The 17,430-nt window shown below is 60.6% G+C and carries 20 protein-coding genes; 13 read left to right on the top strand and 7 right to left on the bottom strand.

Annotation, left to right across the window (positions count from 1 at the left end):
• Positions 1–13 precede the first annotated feature (13 nt).
• The 4 genes from M5B44_RS01155 (at position 14) to M5B44_RS01170 (ending at position 4,091) form a co-directional block, all read left to right on the top strand.
• Complete coding sequence (locus M5B44_RS01155; RefSeq protein ID WP_248737996.1) at positions 14–1,525, top strand: purine-cytosine permease family protein; 1,512 nt, start codon at positions 14–16, stop codon at positions 1,523–1,525.
• Between the two features lie 79 nt (positions 1,526–1,604).
• On the top strand, positions 1,605–2,984 hold the full coding sequence (locus tag M5B44_RS01160; protein WP_248737997.1) for a sodium:solute symporter: 1,380 nt from the start codon (positions 1,605–1,607) through the stop codon (positions 2,982–2,984).
• 85 nt (positions 2,985–3,069) lie between these two features.
• Complete coding sequence (locus M5B44_RS01165) at positions 3,070–3,795, top strand: MBL fold metallo-hydrolase (protein WP_248737998.1); 726 nt, start codon at positions 3,070–3,072, stop codon at positions 3,793–3,795.
• 47 nt (positions 3,796–3,842) lie between these two features.
• The gene (locus M5B44_RS01170) at positions 3,843–4,091 is read left to right on the top strand and encodes a phosphopantetheine-containing protein (protein WP_085710356.1); all 249 of its coding nucleotides are present in this window, start codon (positions 3,843–3,845) and stop codon (positions 4,089–4,091) included.
• Positions 4,092–4,192: 101 nt separating this feature from the next.
• Here M5B44_RS01170 and M5B44_RS28845 read toward each other — a convergent pair whose 3' ends face one another.
• Both M5B44_RS28845 and ptrR read right to left on the bottom strand, forming a co-directional pair.
• Positions 4,193–4,321: a PA1414 family protein gene (locus M5B44_RS28845; protein ID WP_263860087.1), complete on the bottom strand. Its 129-nt coding sequence runs from the start codon at positions 4,319–4,321 to the stop codon at positions 4,193–4,195.
• A gap of 142 nt (positions 4,322–4,463) precedes the next feature.
• Positions 4,464–5,357, bottom strand: a complete 894-nt coding sequence (ptrR, locus tag M5B44_RS01175; protein ID WP_114881847.1) for a putrescine utilization regulator PtrR — start codon at positions 5,355–5,357, stop codon at positions 4,464–4,466.
• A 105-nt stretch (positions 5,358–5,462) separates the two neighbouring features.
• Here ptrR and M5B44_RS01180 point away from each other — a divergent pair, with 105 nt between their 5' ends.
• Positions 5,463–6,644: an MFS transporter gene (locus M5B44_RS01180; RefSeq protein WP_248737999.1), complete on the top strand. Its 1,182-nt coding sequence runs from the start codon at positions 5,463–5,465 to the stop codon at positions 6,642–6,644.
• On the opposite strand, the gene M5B44_RS01185 is transcribed toward M5B44_RS01180, so the two are convergent.
• The 3 genes from M5B44_RS01185 to M5B44_RS01195 form a co-directional block, all read right to left on the bottom strand.
• Entirely contained in the window at positions 6,589–7,521 is a 933-nt protein-coding gene (locus tag M5B44_RS01185) for a DMT family transporter (protein WP_248738000.1), read from the bottom strand. The genes M5B44_RS01180 and M5B44_RS01185 overlap by 56 nt on opposite strands.
• Before the next feature lie 152 nt (positions 7,522–7,673).
• The gene (locus tag M5B44_RS01190; RefSeq protein ID WP_248738001.1) at positions 7,674–8,084 is read right to left on the bottom strand and encodes a DUF2177 family protein; all 411 of its coding nucleotides are present in this window, start codon (positions 8,082–8,084) and stop codon (positions 7,674–7,676) included.
• A 45-nt stretch (positions 8,085–8,129) separates the two neighbouring features.
• Entirely contained in the window at positions 8,130–8,966 is an 837-nt protein-coding gene (locus tag M5B44_RS01195; protein WP_085710349.1) for a S1 RNA-binding domain-containing protein, read from the bottom strand.
• A gap of 350 nt (positions 8,967–9,316) precedes the next feature.
• On the opposite strand from M5B44_RS01195, the gene M5B44_RS01200 reads away from it, so the two are divergent.
• The 3 genes from M5B44_RS01200 (at position 9,317) to M5B44_RS01210 (ending at position 11,378) form a co-directional block, all read left to right on the top strand.
• Complete coding sequence (locus tag M5B44_RS01200; protein ID WP_016985943.1) at positions 9,317–9,505, top strand: hypothetical protein; 189 nt, start codon at positions 9,317–9,319, stop codon at positions 9,503–9,505.
• 215 nt (positions 9,506–9,720) lie between these two features.
• A complete protein-coding gene (locus M5B44_RS01205) occupies positions 9,721–10,437 on the top strand; it encodes a TorF family putative porin (protein ID WP_248738002.1) in 717 nt (238 codons plus the stop codon).
• 71 nt (positions 10,438–10,508) lie between these two features.
• Positions 10,509–11,378, top strand: a complete 870-nt coding sequence (locus tag M5B44_RS01210; protein WP_248738003.1) for a DUF6279 family lipoprotein — start codon at positions 10,509–10,511, stop codon at positions 11,376–11,378.
• A 58-nt stretch (positions 11,379–11,436) separates the two neighbouring features.
• Here M5B44_RS01210 and M5B44_RS01215 read toward each other — a convergent pair whose 3' ends face one another.
• Positions 11,437–11,829 (bottom strand): transcriptional regulator, encoded by a 393-nt coding sequence (locus tag M5B44_RS01215; RefSeq protein WP_085710345.1) that lies wholly within the window; start codon positions 11,827–11,829, stop codon positions 11,437–11,439.
• Positions 11,830–12,004: 175 nt separating this feature from the next.
• On the opposite strand from M5B44_RS01215, the gene M5B44_RS01220 reads away from it, so the two are divergent.
• The 4 genes from M5B44_RS01220 to M5B44_RS01235 all read left to right on the top strand — a co-directional run bounded on the left by M5B44_RS01220 (position 12,005) and on the right by M5B44_RS01235 (position 14,519).
• Positions 12,005–12,739, top strand: coding sequence for a DUF899 domain-containing protein (locus M5B44_RS01220; RefSeq protein ID WP_248738004.1), 735 nt, complete (start codon positions 12,005–12,007; stop codon positions 12,737–12,739).
• Between the two features lie 81 nt (positions 12,740–12,820).
• Complete coding sequence (locus tag M5B44_RS01225; protein WP_248738005.1) at positions 12,821–13,096, top strand: hypothetical protein; 276 nt, start codon at positions 12,821–12,823, stop codon at positions 13,094–13,096.
• Between the two features lie 226 nt (positions 13,097–13,322).
• The gene (locus M5B44_RS01230; protein WP_248738006.1) at positions 13,323–13,907 is read left to right on the top strand and encodes a papain-like cysteine protease family protein; all 585 of its coding nucleotides are present in this window, start codon (positions 13,323–13,325) and stop codon (positions 13,905–13,907) included.
• A 12-nt stretch (positions 13,908–13,919) separates the two neighbouring features.
• Positions 13,920–14,519: a hypothetical protein gene (locus tag M5B44_RS01235; RefSeq protein ID WP_248738007.1), complete on the top strand. Its 600-nt coding sequence runs from the start codon at positions 13,920–13,922 to the stop codon at positions 14,517–14,519.
• A gap of 63 nt (positions 14,520–14,582) precedes the next feature.
• On the opposite strand, the gene M5B44_RS01240 is transcribed toward M5B44_RS01235, so the two are convergent.
• Entirely contained in the window at positions 14,583–15,923 is a 1,341-nt protein-coding gene (locus tag M5B44_RS01240; protein WP_248738008.1) for a DEAD/DEAH box helicase, read from the bottom strand.
• Between the two features lie 191 nt (positions 15,924–16,114).
• On the opposite strand from M5B44_RS01240, the gene M5B44_RS01245 reads away from it, so the two are divergent.
• Positions 16,115–17,413: a mechanosensitive ion channel family protein gene (locus M5B44_RS01245; RefSeq protein WP_085710335.1), complete on the top strand. Its 1,299-nt coding sequence runs from the start codon at positions 16,115–16,117 to the stop codon at positions 17,411–17,413.
• Positions 17,414–17,430 lie beyond the last annotated feature (17 nt).

Genomic DNA, 17,430 nt, shown 5'->3' on the forward strand with positions numbered 1-17,430 from the left:
ATCGGAGCAGATCATGAATAACAACAACAAAGACCAAAGCCTTACGCAGATTGAAACCCACGGGGTCGAACAGATCCCGGACAACGAACGCACCGCCGGTCCCGTGGACTTGTTCCGCATGATCTTTGGCGGCGCGAATACCTTTGCCACCGCCGTGCTCGGCAGTTTCCCGGTGCTGTTCGGCCTGTCCTTTCAGGCGGGCGTCTGGGCGATTGTCTCGGGTGTGCTGCTCGGCTCGCTGATCCTCGCACCGATGGGCCTGTTCGGCCCGCTCAACGGCACCAACAATGCCGTGTCGTCCGGTGCGCATTTTGGCGTGCACGGGCGGATCGTCGGTTCGTTCCTGTCGCTGTTGACCGCCATCGCCTTCTTCTCGCTCTCGGTGTGGAGTTCGGGGGATGCGCTGATCGGTGGTGCGAAACGCCTGATCGGCCTGCCGGAAACCGACCTGACTCTGGGCCTGGCCTATGGTCTGTTCGCCATTCTGGTCCTGACCGTGTGCATCTACGGCTTCCGCTTCCTGCTGTGGGTGAACAAGGTTGCGGTGTGGAGCGCGAGCCTGCTGTTCCTGCTGGGCATCTTCGCTTTCGCCGGTCCTTTCGATTCGCACTACGCCGGTACCGTCAGCCTCGGTCAGCCGGGCTTTTGGGCCGCGTTCATCGGCGCCGCGCTGGTGGCCATGAGCAACCCGATTTCCTTCGGCGCGTTCCTTGGCGACTGGGCCCGCTACATCCCGCGTGAGACCTCGCGCAAGCGGATCATGGCGGCGGTGATTTTCTCGCAGATCGCTACCTTCATTCCGTTCCTGTTCGGCCTGACCACCGCCACCATCGTAGCGATCCAGGCACCGGACTACATCGCGGCCAACAACTACGTCGGCGGTCTGCTGGCGGTGTCGCCGAGCTGGTTCTTTCTGCCGGTGTGCCTGATTGCGGTGATCGGCGGCATGTCCACCGGCACCACGTCGCTGTATGGCACCGGGCTGGACATGTCGAGTGTGTTCCCGCGCCTGCTGTCGCGAGTGAAAGCGACGCTGCTGATCGGCGTGCTGTCGATTGCCTTCATCTTCATCGGGCGCTTCGCGGCGAACCTGGTGCAGAGCGTGTCGACCTTCGCCGTGCTGATCATCACCTGCACCACGCCATGGATGGTGATCATGATCATCGGCCTGGTGGTGCGTCGCGGCTTCTACTGCCCGGACGACCTGCAAGTGTTCACGCGCGGCGAGCAAGGCGGACGCTACTGGTTCAGCCACGGCTGGAACTGGCGCGGCCTGGGTGCATGGATCCCGAGCGCGGCGGTCGGCCTGTGCTTCGTCAACCTGCCGGGGCAGTTCGTCGGCCCGCTGGGTGAACTGGCCGGCGGCATCGACATTAGCCTGCTGGTGACCCTGGGCCTGGCCTCGGTGATGTACCTGATGCTGCTGAGCCTGTTCCCGGAACCGGCGCTGGTCTACGGGCCGAAGGATCCACGGAGCAACGGCGCCCATGCGCCGGCGGAAGCGGCGCTGCGTCAGGCCGCCTGAAGAAACGAATCGCCTGTGGGAGTCAGCCTTCTCCCACAGTGTTCCACCCCATAAAAAAGACAATCGGAGACACGCCATCATGGCTTTGGATTTATTCGTCGTCCTCATCTACGCGGCCGGCATGCTGTTGCTCGGCTATTTCGGCATGCGCAAAGCCAAGACCAACGAGGACTTCCTCGTCGCCGGGCGTAACCTCGGCCCGAGCCTGTACATGGGCACCATGGCCGCGACCGTTCTCGGTGGCGCGTCCACCGTCGGCACCGTGCGTCTGGGCTACGTGCACGGCATCTCCGGTTTCTGGCTGTGCGCGGCACTGGGTTGCGGCATCGTGGCGCTGAACCTGTTCCTGGCCAAGCCGCTGCTGAAGCTGAAGATCTACACCGTTACCCAGGTCCTGGAAAAACGCTACAACCCGATGGCCCGCTCGGCGAGCGCGGCGATCATGCTGGCCTACGCGCTGATGATCGGCGTGACTTCGATCCTCGCCATCGGCACCGTGCTGCAAGTGCTGTTCGGCCTGCCGTTCTGGGTCTCGGTACTGCTCGGCGGTGGCGTGGTGGTGGTGTACTCGGCCATCGGCGGCATGTGGTCGCTGACCCTGACCGACATCGTCCAGTTCATCATCAAGACCGTGGGCCTGATGTTCATCCTCCTGCCAATCTGCCTGTACAAAGTCGGTGGCTGGGACGAACTGGTACTGAAACTGCCGGCCACCGCCTTCAGCTTCACCACCATCGGCTGGGACACGATCATCACCTACTTCATGATCTACTTCTTCGGCATCCTGATCGGTCAGGACATCTGGCAACGGGTGTTCACCGTCAAGACTGCCAAAGTCGCCCAGTACGCCGGCAGCATCGCGGGCATCTACTGCATCCTCTACGGTCTGGCCTGTGCCCTGATCGGTATGGCGGCGCACGTACTGATCCCGGATCTGGACAACGTCAACAACGCCTTCGCCGCCATCGTCAAACTGTCGCTGCCGGACGGCATCCGTGGTCTGGTGATCGCCGCTGCCCTGGCCGCGATGATGTCCACCGCCAGCGCCGGCCTGCTCGCCGCCGCCACCACCCTGACCGAAGACCTGCTGCCGAAACTGCGTGGCGGCAAACAGTCGAGCCTTGGCGTGAACCGTCTGTTCACCCTGCTGACCGGTGTCGTGGTGCTGTGCATCGCATTGGTGGTCAACGACGTGATCAGCGCCCTGACCCTGGCCTACAACCTGCTGGTGGGCGGCATGCTGATCCCGCTGATCGGTGCAATCTTCTGGAAACGCGCCACCACCGCCGGCGCCATCGCCAGCATGGGCCTGGGTTTCGCCACCGCCCTGCTGTTCATGGTCAAGGACGGTCTGGACGCCAACACCCCGATCTACTACAGCCTGGCTGTGGGTCTGGTGAGTTTTGTGGTGGTCAGCCTGATGTCCCGCCGCCCAAACGTGGTGGCCAGCGCGATCTAAGCTGAACATAACGACTTGATGCTTTCTTCGACGGGTGTGGCGTCGGTTGCCACACCCGTTTTTTTTCGTCTGGAGAAAATGCTTGATGAAGATTGTTTCTCGCGATCAGTGGTTCGAAGTGCAAACCCTGAGCGACGGCATTCGCCTGATTCATGAGCCGTATATCCGTCCCTTCTACCGCTGCAACCTCTGGCACGTTCAGGGGCGGGACAAGGATCTGCTGCTCGACAGCGGTTCCGGACTGGTGAGCCTGCGCGAACAATTGCCGTGGCTGACCGAGCGGCCGCTGGTGGCAGTGGCCAGTCATTGCCATTTCGACCACATCGCCGGGCATCACGAATTTGCCGAACGGCTGGTGCATCCCGCCGAGGCGGATATTCTGGCGGCGCCGGATGGCGAGAATGACTTGAGCCGGGCCTTCGTCGGCGACGACATGTTCGAAGCGCACCCGGATTGCCCGTTGTGCTACACCGAATACCGGGTCAAGTCTGCGCCGGCCACCGGGTTTGTCGAGGACGGTGATGTGCTGGACCTGGGCGACCGCACGTTGCAGGTGCTGCACACGCCGGGGCATTCACCGGGCGGTATCAGCCTCTATGAAGCTGCCACCGAAACCCTGTTCAGCGGCGACATCATCTACGACGGGCCGCTGATCGAAGACGCCTACCACTCCAATCTCGAGGACTACGCCGCCAGCCTGCGACGCTTGCAGGCCCTGAAGATCCGCACGGTGCATGGCGGGCATTTCGGCAGTTTCTCGGGAGAGCATTTACGTTCAATGATTGACGAATGGTTGCGCCGACACGCCTGAGGCCTGCTGTACTCCAGTCAGATCCCGCCACTTTTTGAACATCTGCCATGAGAAGAGCTGCCGTGCGTGCCGCCGTGCACCGATTCATCAAACGCCTGCTGGAACACCGCGACTTCAATGACAACACCAGTCTGGCGGAACTGGGTCTGGAGAAGGCGGACATCGAGGATCTGATCTTCCATCTGGAAGATGAATTCGGACTGACGGCATTCACCGCAGAAGAGGACCGCATGCTCAAGAGCGCGAAAACCGCGAATGACTTGAGCCGGTTTCTGTTGGAAATCGGGCGGCACTGAATAGCAAAAGGTCGCCGTTTCGGGCGGCTCCAGCTTCTTTTCTGCCGGAGCCGCCCGAAACGGCGACCTCTCTAATCTTTAATCCTTGAAGCCGGAAGGCATTACCGCCGACGCTGCTGACGCCGGCGCAGTTCGTCGTCAGTGCGAATCGGGACCGGTTGCAGAGGCGGTTCGATCAAGCCGAGGGCAACACCCAAATCGTGCAGCCAGTTCTGAATTTTCTCTTTCATCGTCATGCCCCCTTCAGGGTGGTGCTGAGCGGCCGGAATTCTGTAGCCGCTTCGCACTGATAATAGTCCGAAGTCCTACGCAATGCTCGGCGAAATCCGCAATGATCTGTTACTGAATGGATCAGAATCCCTGACCGTTCGTTCAAGCCGTTTCCCGGGTATCTTCGCCAGCCACGGGATAGAGCGCCTGCTGCTGTTCAATCCACGCATTGAGGTTGGCCCCGACCATACCCCGGCGCCACATGAGCCATGTTGTCGCACTGGCAAAAGGCTCGGCCAGCGGGTGCACTGCGACACTTTCGCGGCCTGGCAGGCTGGCGAGCATCGACTCCGACATCAGTGCCACCCCGCTGCCGGCAATCACGCAAGCCAGCATTCCCTGGTAAGACTCGATCTCCATCGCCCGGCCCATCGCCGCGTGATAGTGGGCAAACCACGACTCCAGCCGCGCCCGGTACGCGCAGCCATGACGAAAGGTGAACACCGCCCGCCCCTCGACATCCTTGGCACTGCGCACCGGCGGGTGATCGGCCTCGCTGATCAGTACCAGCCGCTCGTTGCACAACGGCACGCCGTCGATCCCGGCCAGTTGCGGCGGGCCATCCACCAGCGCCGCGTCGAGCCGCCCGGTGAGCAGTCCCTCGAGCAATTCGCCGCTGGGCCCGGACTGCACCTGCAGATTCACCGCCGGATACTGCTTGTGATAGCGCGCCAGCAACGCCGGCAAATGGATCGCGGCGGTGCTGTACAGGGTGCCGAGCACGAAATCCCCCGCCGGTTGCCCGCCCATTACCGCCGCACTGGCCTGATCACGTAGGGCGAACAGTTTGCCGGTGTAGTCCAGCAGGACTTTTCCCGCAGGCGACAACTGCAAACGCTGACGCTCACGGACGAACAGCTCGACACCCAATTGCTCTTCGAGCTGTTTGAGCCGGGTCGACAGGTTCGACGGTACTCGATGCAGGCGTTCGGCGGCGCGAGTGATCGAGCCCTCCTCCGCCACGGCCTGGAAGATCCGCAATTGGCTGAACTCCACAACCTTTCTCCTGAACAGAACAAGTTGCTCACTATTATTCAATTTTAAAGAAAGTCAATCAGTCCTAGCCTGACGGTCATCGAACCTTCCAACGGAATCCAGACCATGTCGCCGCTGATTCGCTTATCCGCCAGTTTCATTGCCCTGATGATGGCCATGGGCATCGGGCGTTTCGCCCTCACGCCGCAACTTCCCCACCTGATCAGCGAAGGGCAGATCGACCTGACCGCAGCCGGTCTGATTGCGGCCGCCAACTACCTCGGCTATCTGCTCGGGGCGGTGGATGCGATGTTTTCCCGTCGGCCCGATCAGGTGCAACGGCGCCTGCATGGTGGCTTGTGGCTGTGTGTGCTGCTGACGCTGGCGTCGTTTTGGGCCAATGGTTTCTGGTCGCATTTGCTGCTGCGCTTCGGCACCGGTGTGGCGAGTGCCTGGGTGCTGGTGATGATTACGGCGCTGAGCCAGCCACTGGCTGCGGCGGCGGGTCGCCCGAGACTGGGCGCGCTGGTCTTTGCCGGGCCGGGCCTTGGAATCTTTCTGACGGGGTTGCTGGCGCTGTTCTCACATCTGGCGCAGCAAACTTCCGCCACTTTGTGGCTGATCTACGCCGCCGTGGCGCTGGTGATGTTGCTGGGCATCGTGCGGATCCTGCCGCAACCGGGCGTCGGCGCCCCGACCGCAGTGACTACCGCCAGCCCATCAAATCGTGGCATTGGGCGATTGGCAGTGGTGTATGCCTTGTACGGCGTGGGCTACATCATTCCGGCCACGTTCCTGTCGCAGATGGCCAACGCGCAGTTTCACGGGCAATGGCAGGCGGATCTGTTCTGGCCATGCTTCGGCCTAGCCGCCGCGATTGGCGTGTTGCTGGTGAGTCTGCGTCGGCACGATCCGGAAACCACCCGTCACTGGTTGATGGCGACGTTGTGGCTGCAAGCGGTTGGTGTCTTTGCCTGCCTGCTGGGAAGCGGCCTCGGCCTGGCTTTGGGTGTGATCCTGTGCGGCACGCCGTTCCTGGCCTGCATGCAACTGGTGATGCAGCGTTCCCGGGAACTGGCGCCCCACGCCACCCAGCGCAACGCCGGCCTGCTCACCGCGTGCTTCGCTGTCGGTCAGCTCAGCGGGCCGTTGCTGGCAGCGGTCAGCAGCCACTTCAGCGGCGGCCTGCACCCGGCGCTGGTGATCGCCGGCAGCGGCCTGCTGATCGCCGGTGGCCTGGCGTGGAAACCGCTTACGACTGGCCGAGCGCTTTGCGCAAACGCCGACGCACCCACTGTTCCGCGCTGACGAAGGTGATGCCGAGCAGCACCAGCACGGCACCGATGATGAAATTCAGGCTCAGTTCTTCGCCCAGCAGTACCACGCCAAACGTGACGCCGAACAACGGCGTCATAAAGGAAAACACCGCCAGATTGGCCGCCAGATAACGGCGCAGCAGCCAGAACCAGGTCAGGTAACTGAAGAACGACACCACCAGGCCCTGGAACAACACGCTGCCCACTGCCACAGCGGTCAGGCTGACGTGGGTGATCTGGCCGCTGAGCAGTGCGATCAACAGCAGGCCGACGAAACCGACGATCAGCTGATAAAACAGAGTAAGCGTCACCGGCGCTTCCGACAGGCGCGAGGCGCGCACCACCACGGTGGTCGCGCCCCAACTGGCCCCGGCCAGCACGCCGAGGGCATCGCCCAGCAGCATGCGGTGATCGAGGTTGTCCCACGACACGCCACCGGCAAACGCCACGGCGATCCCGACGAACGCCATGAAAATCCCCAGCCATTGCACCGGCCGCAGACGCTCGCTGGGCAACAGGAAATGCACGCCCAGCGCGGTGAAGATCGGCGCGGTGTAGAGGAACACCGACATGTGCGCTGCCGTGGTCAACTGCAAGCCTTCAGAGATGAACAAGAACTCCAGCCCGAACAAGGCGCCGGCCAGCAAACCGCCGCGCCATGTGGTGCCGACCAGATCCCAGCCGCCCTTCCAGCAGAGCAGCAATCCTACAAGCAACGCGGAAATCCCCGACCGCCCCGCCGCCTGCATCACCGGCGCGACGTCGCTCGCCGCCCACTTGATCAGCACCTGCTGCACACCCCAGATCAGGCACAGGCCGATCATCACTTGCAGGGCAAAGCCGTCGGCACTGCGCCGACTGACGCTCACCGCAACACCTCGAACACACACGACATGGCAGTTTTTCCAATGGTCAAAACAAAGCCCCGGCTCTTCGTCCGGGGCGAAAAATGGTCTAGGGGATTATTAACCAGTTGGCCAGAAAAAGCCGTCTGGAAGAGACACTTCATTCTCCTGAAGCGTCAGCGGTGAAGGATTGATCTGCCAAACCGGCCGGCCACGACAAATCCGACCGAACAGGCCAGCGCCGTGGCAAACGTCCCCCATGCCCAATCCAGCAACGTCACCTGCACCGACCAGCCGCGCAGCGTCGCCCAGTTGGTCAGGTCATAAGTGCCATAAGCGACCAGCCCGAGCAGCGCCCCCATGCGGGCGGCGCGTTGCCAGGTCAGCGCCGACAACACCACGAACACCACGCAACCGAAAACGTACAGGCAATAAAAAACCGCTGCTGGCACCAACAACGGTTTTTCAAGCATCAGCGGACCGAGCAGTTCGCGATAGGTCGGCGCCATCAACACGCCGAGCCAGAGGCCGTCGAGCAAAAGAAACGTCAGCAGCGTGGCGACGTAGGCAATCAGCGCTTTTTTCATCTGCCAGACCTCAAGTGAGCCCATGCAACATGGGCCACGTCAGGCTCAGGTTAGTTCAATGCGATCGGCATGAATGACGATCTTGCCTTCCTTGTACAACGAACCGATGGCCTTCTTGAAGTTGCCCTTGCTGACACCGAACAGGCTGCTGATCAGCGCCGGGTCGCTCTTGTCGCTGACGGCCAGGGTGCCGTTGCTTTCGCGCAACTTGGCGAGGATCTTCGAACTCAGGCTGCTGGCCGCTTCCTGCCCCACCGGTTGCAGGCTCAGGCTGATCTTGCCGTCGGCGCGCACTTCCTTGATGAAGCCTTTCTCGCGCATGCCGGAACGCATGAACTTGAAGATTTCATTCTTGTGGATCAAACCCCAGTGCTTGTTGTTGATGACGGCCTTGAAGCCCATGTCAGTGGCTTCGGCCACCAGCAGATCAACTTCCTGGCCCACGCTGTAGTTGGCCGGGGTCTTGTCGAGGTAGCGATCAAGACGTGCGGTGGCGGTGATGCGGCGGGTGTGTTTGTCGAGGTAGACATGCACCACGCAGTATTCGCCGGCGGTCATCTGGCGTTTTTCTTCGGAGTAAGGCAGCAGCAGATCCTTCGGCAGGCCCCAATCGAGGAACACACCGATGCTGTTGACTTCAACAACTTTCAAACTGGCAAATTCACCGACCTGAACTTTTGGTTTTTCAGTGGTGGCAATTAGTTTGTCATCGCTGTCCAGATAAATGAAAACATTGAGCCAGTCTTCATCTTCGCTGGGAATATCTTTGGGGATATAACGGTTGGGCAAAAGAATTTCGCCGTCGGCACCGCCGTCCAGATATAAACCGAAGTTAGTGTGTTTAACCACTTGCAAACTGTTGTAGCGCCCGACTAAAGCCATTTCCAATACCCTCATTGCGTGGGCGGCATTCTACCCGGTTTTGCCGGGTTCGTTGGCCGGCAGATGCTCCCGCAAACTGAAATTTGCGCGAAGCCTTGATTTTCCTTGGTTTGCCGCCGCGCAGGCGCCACTCGTCAGACCACCTCGGCGACTCCCCGGCGCCGCGCCCCCGCGGAAAAGCCACCGATGCCGATAAATGTTGTTATTTAAAACAGCAGGTTAGCAGGATATTTCTAATAATTAATCGAGAATAATCCACCCGCACGCTGGGTTATTCCGGGGGATATTTACCAAGCAATTGTCAAGTTATTCCTGTACGATGCCTGGCCGAGTTACTTTTCTACAGGTTAATGGCCGCCATGCGTGTAAAAGCATCCACCAGCAAAGCAAAGCCAGCTCCAGCCGTTGAAACCAGCGAATCGATCAACGATCAGATCGCGGCATTCCTCAAGTCCGGCGGCGAGATCCAGCAAATTGCCAAGGGCGTCAGCGGCCAGACGTTCGGCCCGTCCAAGCAGATCAGCCTGGGCAAGAAGTAACACCCCGCAACACACCAGTCCCAAGACGCTTTGAGCTTCGAAGCGTCTGGACCGGAACCCTCGCAAGACCTCTCTCGCGTTTAATCAAACCGACAAAACAACAGAAATCGACGAACGGCCCTCGATGCCGATCATTCGCCGGTATCCTTGCACGCGTCTGGATCAAGCGTTTCAGCAGGTACGTCACCCTGCGCTCGCTGTTCAAGGAGTGACGCATGCTCAAACCCCTCTGTTTATTTCTTGCAGGACTGCTGGCGAGTCCGGTGGCGCACGCGCAGATTTTCCAGCGCGAACTCGGCGACTTCGACCTCAAGCTCGGCACCACGCCCAGCCGCAGCATGGCCCAAGGGCTGGTCAAACCCTCGGCGGCCGGCTCCTTCCACGGCGGCCTCGACCTGAGCCACGACAGCGGCCTCTACGTCGGCCAGTACGCGCCGAGCATGGGACTGACCCCGGGCAAGAATCTGGAGATCGACTCCTATGTCGGTTTCAAACAACCCTTCGATCAAACCCTCGGCTACGAAGTCGGGATGATCCATTACAGCTATCCGAAGGTCGACACCCTCGACAGCCAGGAGCTGTTCGGCGGCCTGACCCTGCTCGGCAGCCGTTTCGGCATCGCACTGAGCAACGATCCGGACAAACAGAACAACACCCTGTTCGCCGATCTGGGCGGTAACCAGCCGTTCGGCATCGGGATCAGCATGAAATACACCACCCATCAGCTCAATACGCCGGTCTCGGTGGACGGCGGTTATGTCAGCAGTTTTACCGACTGGTCGGTGAAATTTTCCCGGCCGGTGATGGGCATCGACCTGGACCTGATCTATAGCAATTCCAGCCTCAGCGGCAGCGATTGCTCCGCCTATTCCGGGCACAACAGCCAGTGCGACGGGCTCGTCACGCTCAAGGCCGAACGCGCGTTCTATTGATTGGCTGAACTGCCGGGAGCATCCTGCGTTCACATAAGAATCAGACGCCAGGCTTTCGCAAGGACTCGCTCATGTCTCGCTGGTTCAAACACTGCGCCACCCTGTTGATCTTCACCCTCGCCCTCGGCGCGTGCAGCCGCGTCGGCCTGGCCTATCGCAATCTCGACGTGATCATTCCATGGACGCTCAGCGACTACCTGGACATGACCGGCGAGCAGAAAGGCTGGTTCAACGAACGCCTCAAGGAACACCTGAGCTGGCACTGCACCACGCAGTTGCCGGGCTACCTGGACTGGCTGGATCGTCTGCAGACCATGGTCGAAACCAATCAGGTCACCGACGCCGCACTTCAGGCCCGCACTCTGGAAGCCAAGCAGGCGATTGCCGAAACCGCCCGGGAGATCACCCCGTCGGCCATCGAGCTGCTGCAAGGGCTGGACGACAAACAGGTCGCCGACATGAACGATGCGTTTGCCAAGGATCTGCGCAAACGTCAGCAGGAGTACGTGAAACCACCGCTGGCCCAGCAGATTGCCGAGCGTGGCGCCCGCATGGACAAGCGCCTCAACGACTGGCTCGGGCCATTGAGCACCACGCAAGAGCAACGGGTAATGGCGTGGTCAACCGCACTCGGCGACCAGAACACCCAATGGATCGCCAACCGTGCGCACTGGCAACAGCAGTTCAGCGCCGCCGTTGCCCAGCGTAAAAGTCCGGATTTCCCACAGCGGATCGAGACACTTCTGGTCTATCGCGAGCGTTTATGGACAGCGGATTACCGCAAGGCCTACGCCGACACCGAAGCTCAGGCGCGCTCGCTGGCAGTGGATCTGATGGCAGAAAGCACACCGCAACAACGCCAGCGCCTGTTGAAGAAAATCGAAGGGGTGCGCAAGGACTTCAATGATTTGAAGTGTTTGAAGGCTGCGAAAGCAGGCTGAGGTTCATTGAACCTGCGGGAGCCGGAAAACCCGGCCCCAGAGGGATTACAGCAGGCGCTCAGGCAATCTGCGCTTTTGACGCCACACGGTCGAAGGTCGCCTCATCCAGCGCATCCTCCTGTTCATCCAGCACCTGACGCGGATGATCATTACCAGGAATGCTGCTGTCGATCAGGCTCAACAGGCTCGAGCCGCGCGGGGTCAGGCTGAAATTGTTGCCGGTGCTGCCTTCATCGTCGCCACGAGGCTCGATAAAACCGCGCAGCAACAGCTTCTGCTCATATTCACAGGCGATGGTTTTCAGATGATCCAGATTCTCGATCGGCTCGCCTGCCGCGGCTTTTTCCGCTGCGTAGTCTTCGGCATAGGACCGCGGTGCGAAGCTGTGGCCTGCGCCGTTCTGCACTTCATGCAGCAGGCGTTCAATCAAATCCCAGTTATAAGTCGTCATCCTGATTCAACCTCCGGTGCGCGTGATTAATGGCGCTGTCCTAGGTTGTGACCCGAGCGGGCAATAGCCGTTCAGCTTCATTTGCGGCCCCGACCGACCGGCGGTCTGTCGAATCCCGTGGGCCTCGAGCGACTAGTCTGAAACAGACGGTTTCAACCCCGCAGGAGAAATCATCATGAACGTTGAGAATCATCCGGTGGTGTCGCGCGAAGAATGGCTCGCCGCCCGCAAGCAGCATCTGGCCGATGAAAAGGCCTTCACCAGGGAACGCGACCGCCTCAGCGCCAAACGCCGCGCTCTGCCGTGGGTGAAAGTCGACAAGGACTATCGCTTCATGGGGCCGGACGGCGAATTGAAACTCGCCGACCTGTTCGGCCAGCACAGCCAGCTCATCGTCTATCACTTCATGTTCGCCAAGGGCTGGGAAGAAGGCTGCCAGGGCTGTTCGTTCCTCGCCGACCACTTCGACGGCGCCAATCTGCACCTCGCCTATCACGACATCGCGCTGGTGGCGGTATCCCACGCGCCATTCGCCGAATTCCAGGCGTTCAAGCGGCGCATGGGCTGGAAGTTCAACTGGGTGTCGTCGGACGGTTCCGATTTCAACTACGACTTCGGCGTTTGTGCCCGTGCTGAAGACGCCGAATCCGGAAAAGCTACGTACAACTATGAAAAGACTGACAGTGGCGAAGAGGAAATGCCGGGGCTGAGCGTGTTCTATCGCGCCAATAACGGCGAGATATTCCACACCTACTCAACCTACGCCCGGGGTCTGGACATGCTGGTGGGCGCTTACAACTTTCTCGACCTTACGCCCAAGGGGCGGAACGAGGACGAAATCATGGAGTGGGTGCGGCATCATGATCGGTATGACGGAGAGCAAAAATCCAGTTGCTGCCACGGCGACTGAGCCGGCAAAGACACTGAACTTTTCACTGATCACGGCCCTCAACCGGTTAACCCGCCTTAACCGGACCCGAGGCCTGCCCCCATGAAAACCCTGCTCCCCCTCACACTCGCCGCCACCCTCGCCTGTGCCCTGCCCGTCTGGGCCTGCACGCCCGAAGAGGCCACCGCCAAACGCGAACAACTGGCTCAGGAAGTGGCAAAACTCACCGAGCAAAACCCGACCAAGGCCAAGGAAATCAATGCCGAGCTGCAGAAAATGGACCTGGGCACCGCCTCTGCCGATCTGCCGGACAAATGCCAGTTGATCGACCAGCGCTTGAAGGAGCTGGATTCGGCCGAGCACAAAACCGAGGGTTAACGGCCTCGGGCTTCAGCCTCCACCACAAAGGACATGCTCAAAGCAGTGTCCTTTCGTCCGTAGAATTGCATTTGTGCATTTATTTATTTGCACAAACGCATATTCAGACCTAGGGTTACCTCGAGCCTGATCGGAACCGACCCTCGGAGATGGCAACCCATTCACAGCCGATCGCTCGCAACATCCACACGTTGGACATTTGTTTTCATTCATGGAGGATTGAAAAATGTTAACCACTGAAACAACGCAATACACCGGCAACACCCTGCCCGGGTGCCTGACCGGCCATCTGCTCGACGCGCAACTGGTCGAGGTCGAAGCCGCGCCACAGGTCGAGGCCCTGGCGGCCTCTAGCCTGAACTTCACGATGCAGCAACAGACCCAGACCAACTGGTGCTGGGCCGCGGTTTCCGCTTCGGTCGGCAACTATTACGGCACCGGGGCCTGGACCCAGTGCGGCGTTGCCAGCACCCAATTGAACCGCAACTGCTGCAGCCAGCCGGGGCCGTGCAACGTCTATGGCTATCTGGATTCGGCCCTGCAAACCACCCGCAGCTACAACGGGATGAATCAGGGTTCGTTGCAGATGTCGGCCATCCAGAACCAGATCAACATGGGCCGGCCTGTCGGTCTGCGCTGTGCCTGGTACGGCGGCGGGGCGCACTTCCTGACGATCTATGGCACCAACGGCAACTACGTGCTGGTCGCGGATTCGATCTACGGCTATTCGACCCGCGCACTGAGCTCGTTCCCCGGTTCCTACAACGGTGGCGGCAACTGGACCCACACTTACTTCACGGCGAAAAACTAGGAGGGCGACATCATGCAACTGACTTATCCAAAGGCGCCTTCCAACGGCGTACAGACCTTGCGTCCGGTGCTGCAAGCGGCGCTGCAAACCCAGGGGTTTGGCATCAATCGCCAGTTCGCCAGTGCGGCGCCGGCGAAAATCAGTCTCAGCGAGGCCTATCGCGGCTACTCGCTCAGCCTGGAGGATCTGAGCCAGGGCAAAGGCCTCAAGGACGCCCGGCTCGGCGACTGGCATTACCTGGTGTTTGCCGACGGCGTGTCGATTGCCGATGCGCAATTGGCCGAAGTCCGCGGTCACGTCGAGTTCGCCTCGTTGAACCACGGCAACCTGGCGGCCGCCACGGTCGATGCACTGAAACTGGCCGAGCAATCGCCGCAGTTGCAGGGCAAAACCGTCGAGCTGCGAGTGCTGTTCGTTTCGGCGCTGCATGTCGTGACCATCTGGCTGCACGCGGCAGGTGAGGATGTGCTGATCCCGATCGAGCCGACGCCCAAGGAGCTGGCCCTGACCGGGCTGTACAGCGAGGCAGCCCTGCTCGCACAGCTCAAACCGAAGGCGGATCAGGCAAAGCAGCGCTTTGATGCCGACACCCGTGGGCAATTGGGCAGCTGATAAACGTTGGCAATAAAAAAACCCGGACAATGTCCGGGTTTTTTATTGCCTGCCTGAAACGCCTTACTCGGCCGCAGGTGCTGCCGGCTTGCGGCGCTTGAGCGGGGCCATGCCGTCGCTGCTTACCAGAGAATCCGGCTTCGGACGGTTGGCGCTCTTGCGCTTGGTCGGGGTCTTGGCGGCGGCTTTTTTCTTGTCGCCCTTGGCGTCGGTCTTTTTCTTCTTCACGCCGACGGCCTTGCCCGAGGCCTTGACCTTTTTCGGTCCGCCGTAGGTGCCTTTGACTTCCTTGATGGTGCGGCGCTCGAAGCTCTGCTTCAGATAACGCTCGATGCTCGACATCAGGTTCCAGTCGCCGTGGCAGATCAGCGAGATCGCCAGACCGTCGTTGCCGGCGCGGCCGGTACGGCCGATGCGGTGTACGTATTCGTCGCCGCTGCGTGGCATGTCGAAGTTGATCACCAGATCCAGACCATCAACGTCCAGACCACGGGCCGCCACGTCGGTGGCCACCAGGATCTTCACGCCGCCCTGCTTCAGACGGTCGATCGCCAGTTTGCGATCCTTCTGGTCTTTTTCGCCGTGCAGCACGAACGCCTTGTATTCCTGGGCGACGAGGCGACCGTAGATGCGGTCGGCCATGGCCCGGGTGTTGGTGAAGACGATAGCCTTCTGATAGGTCTCGTTGGCCAGCAGCCAGTTGACGATCTGTTCTTTGTGCTGGTTGTGGTCGGCGGTGATGATCTGCTGACGGGTGGTGTCGTTCAGCTGGCTGACCGCGTTGAGCTGCAGGTGCTCAGGGTTGTTCAGCACCTTGGCGATCATCTCGCGCAGGCCGGAACCGCCGGTGGTGGCGGAGAACAGCATGGTCTGCTGACGGTTCGGGCATTCGTCGACCAGACGCTGCACGTCTTCGGCGAAACCCATGTCGAGCATGCGGTCGGCTTCGTCGAGCACGAGCACTTCGACTTCTTTCAGGTCGAGGTTGCCGGCGTTCAGTTGCTCGATCATCCGGCCCGGGGTGCCGATCAGGATGTCCGGCACCTTGCGCAGCATGGCGGCCTGGACCTTGAAGTCTTCACCGCCGGTGATCAGGCCGGACTTGATGAAAGTGAACTGCGAAAAGCGCTCGACTTCCTTCAGGGTCTGCTGGGCCAGCTCGCGGGTCGGCAGCAGGATCAGGGTCTTGATGCTGACGCGGATCTTGGCCGGGCCGATCAGGTGGTTGAGGATCGGCAGGACAAACGCGGCGGTCTTGCCGCTACCGGTTTGCGCCGTCACCCGCAGGTCACGCCCCTGAAGCGCCAGCGGAATGGCCGCGGCTTGCACAGGCGTTGGCTCGACAAATTTCAGCTCGGCCACGGCTTTGAGCAGGCGTTCGTGCAGGGCGAATTGGGAAAACACGGGTGCTACCTCGAAGATATGCAGAAAAACAGCTGCATAGGTTACCGGTTTCGAGCGCTCAGGCCGAGTTTCTTTATGAAATCAGCCGCAATCAGTGGCTTTTTTGTTGCTCGATTTGTCTCCAACGGTAATACACAGCGTCTTAAATGCTCTAATCGCCCGTCGCGTCCTACAGAAGAATCATTGCCCTCATGGATTTCAAACAGCTCTGGCTCAACGCCCAAGACCTCTGGGGTGCCCTCGATCAGCACCCGCTCCTGCACGCCGGCCTGGCACTGATCCTGTTGCTGGTGATCGCGCTGGTCCTCGGACGAGTGGCGCGCTACCTGATCCTGCATGCCAGCCGCATGCTCGGTCGCCAGCCCGCGCTGCACTGGATCAACGACTTTCGGCATAACAAGGTGTTTCAGCGCCTGGCCCAGATGACGCCGTCGCTGGTGATCCAGTTCGGCCTGCATCTGGTGCCGGAGCTGAGCAAGACCGCGATGGTGTTCCTCGGCAATGTAGCGCTGGCGTTCACCATTCTGTTCCTGCTGCTGTCGGTCAGCGCCCTGCTCAATGCCCTGCTGGACATCTACGCCCGCACCGAACACGCCCGCACCCGCTCGATCAAGGGTTACGTGCAACTGGCAAAAATGGTCCTGTACGTGTTCGGCGCGATCATCATCGTCGCCACCCTGATCGACCGTTCGCCGCTGTTGCTGCTGTCCGGTCTGGGTGCGATGTCGGCGGTGATCCTGTTGGTCTACAAGGACACGCTCCTGTCGTTCGTCGCCAGTGTGCAACTGACCAGCAACGACATGCTGCGGGTCGGCGACTGGATCGAAATGCCGCAAGTCGGTGCCGATGGCGATGTGGTCGACATCACCCTGCACACGGTCAAGGTGCAGAACTTCGACAAGACCATCGTCTCGATCCCGACCTGGCGCCTGATGTCCGAGTCGTTCCGAAACTGGCGCGGCATGCAGCAGTCCGGCGGGCGGCGGATCAAGCGCAGCCTGTTCATCGACGCCAGCGGCGTGCGTTTTATCCGCGACGATGAAGAAGAGAAACTGTCCCAGGTGCACCTGCTGACCGCGTACATGGGCCGCAAGAAAGCCGAGCTCAAGGCCTGGAACGAGGCCCAGGGCAACGTCGCGGCGATGTCGGCCAACCGCCGGCGCATGACCAACATCGGCACCTTCCGCGCCTACGCGCTGGCCTATCTGAAGAGTCACCCGGAGATCCAGCCGAACATGACCTGCATGGTCCGCCAGATGCAGACCACGGCCCAGGGCATTCCGCTGGAAATCTACTGCTTTACCACCACCACGGTGTGGGCCGATTACGAGCGGATCCAGGGGGATATTTTCGATTACCTGCTGGCGGTGCTGCCGGAGTTCGGGTTGAGTCTGTATCAACAGCCGAGTGGTGGGGATTTACGGTCGGGGATATTGCCGGCAGTCCTTGGCGCGAGCCACATTCCGGAAGCCGAGAAACATCTGATGTAGCGCTTTCTTCAGCGCAA

Source organism: Pseudomonas sp. MWU12-2029 (assembly GCF_023242425.1).
In the GTDB taxonomy this organism is placed as follows: Bacteria; Pseudomonadota; Gammaproteobacteria; order Pseudomonadales; family Pseudomonadaceae; genus Aquipseudomonas; species Aquipseudomonas kribbensis.

Excerpts from the sequence above, each read along its gene's own strand:
- M5B44_RS01155 (WP_248737996.1), top strand. The coding sequence starts at position 14 with ATGAATAACAACAACAAAGACCAAAGCCTTACGCAGATTGAAACCCAC.
- M5B44_RS01160 (WP_248737997.1), top strand. The coding sequence starts at position 1,605 with ATGGCTTTGGATTTATTCGTCGTCCTCATCTACGCGGCCGGCATGCTG.
- M5B44_RS01165 (WP_248737998.1), top strand. The coding sequence starts at position 3,070 with ATGAAGATTGTTTCTCGCGATCAGTGGTTCGAAGTGCAAACCCTGAGC.
- M5B44_RS01170 (WP_085710356.1), top strand. The coding sequence starts at position 3,843 with ATGAGAAGAGCTGCCGTGCGTGCCGCCGTGCACCGATTCATCAAACGC.
- M5B44_RS28845 (WP_263860087.1), bottom strand. The coding sequence starts at position 4,321 with ATGAAAGAGAAAATTCAGAACTGGCTGCACGATTTGGGTGTTGCCCTC.
- M5B44_RS01180 (WP_248737999.1), top strand. The coding sequence starts at position 5,463 with ATGTCGCCGCTGATTCGCTTATCCGCCAGTTTCATTGCCCTGATGATG.
- M5B44_RS01190 (WP_248738001.1), bottom strand. The coding sequence starts at position 8,084 with ATGAAAAAAGCGCTGATTGCCTACGTCGCCACGCTGCTGACGTTTCTT.
- M5B44_RS01195 (WP_085710349.1), bottom strand. The coding sequence starts at position 8,966 with ATGGCTTTAGTCGGGCGCTACAACAGTTTGCAAGTGGTTAAACACACT.
- M5B44_RS01200 (WP_016985943.1), top strand. The coding sequence starts at position 9,317 with ATGGCCGCCATGCGTGTAAAAGCATCCACCAGCAAAGCAAAGCCAGCT.
- M5B44_RS01205 (WP_248738002.1), top strand. The coding sequence starts at position 9,721 with ATGCTCAAACCCCTCTGTTTATTTCTTGCAGGACTGCTGGCGAGTCCG.
- M5B44_RS01210 (WP_248738003.1), top strand. The coding sequence starts at position 10,509 with ATGTCTCGCTGGTTCAAACACTGCGCCACCCTGTTGATCTTCACCCTC.
- M5B44_RS01215 (WP_085710345.1), bottom strand. The coding sequence starts at position 11,829 with ATGACGACTTATAACTGGGATTTGATTGAACGCCTGCTGCATGAAGTG.
- M5B44_RS01220 (WP_248738004.1), top strand. The coding sequence starts at position 12,005 with ATGAACGTTGAGAATCATCCGGTGGTGTCGCGCGAAGAATGGCTCGCC.
- M5B44_RS01225 (WP_248738005.1), top strand. The coding sequence starts at position 12,821 with ATGAAAACCCTGCTCCCCCTCACACTCGCCGCCACCCTCGCCTGTGCC.
- M5B44_RS01230 (WP_248738006.1), top strand. The coding sequence starts at position 13,323 with ATGTTAACCACTGAAACAACGCAATACACCGGCAACACCCTGCCCGGG.
- M5B44_RS01235 (WP_248738007.1), top strand. The coding sequence starts at position 13,920 with ATGCAACTGACTTATCCAAAGGCGCCTTCCAACGGCGTACAGACCTTG.
- M5B44_RS01245 (WP_085710335.1), top strand. The coding sequence starts at position 16,115 with ATGGATTTCAAACAGCTCTGGCTCAACGCCCAAGACCTCTGGGGTGCC.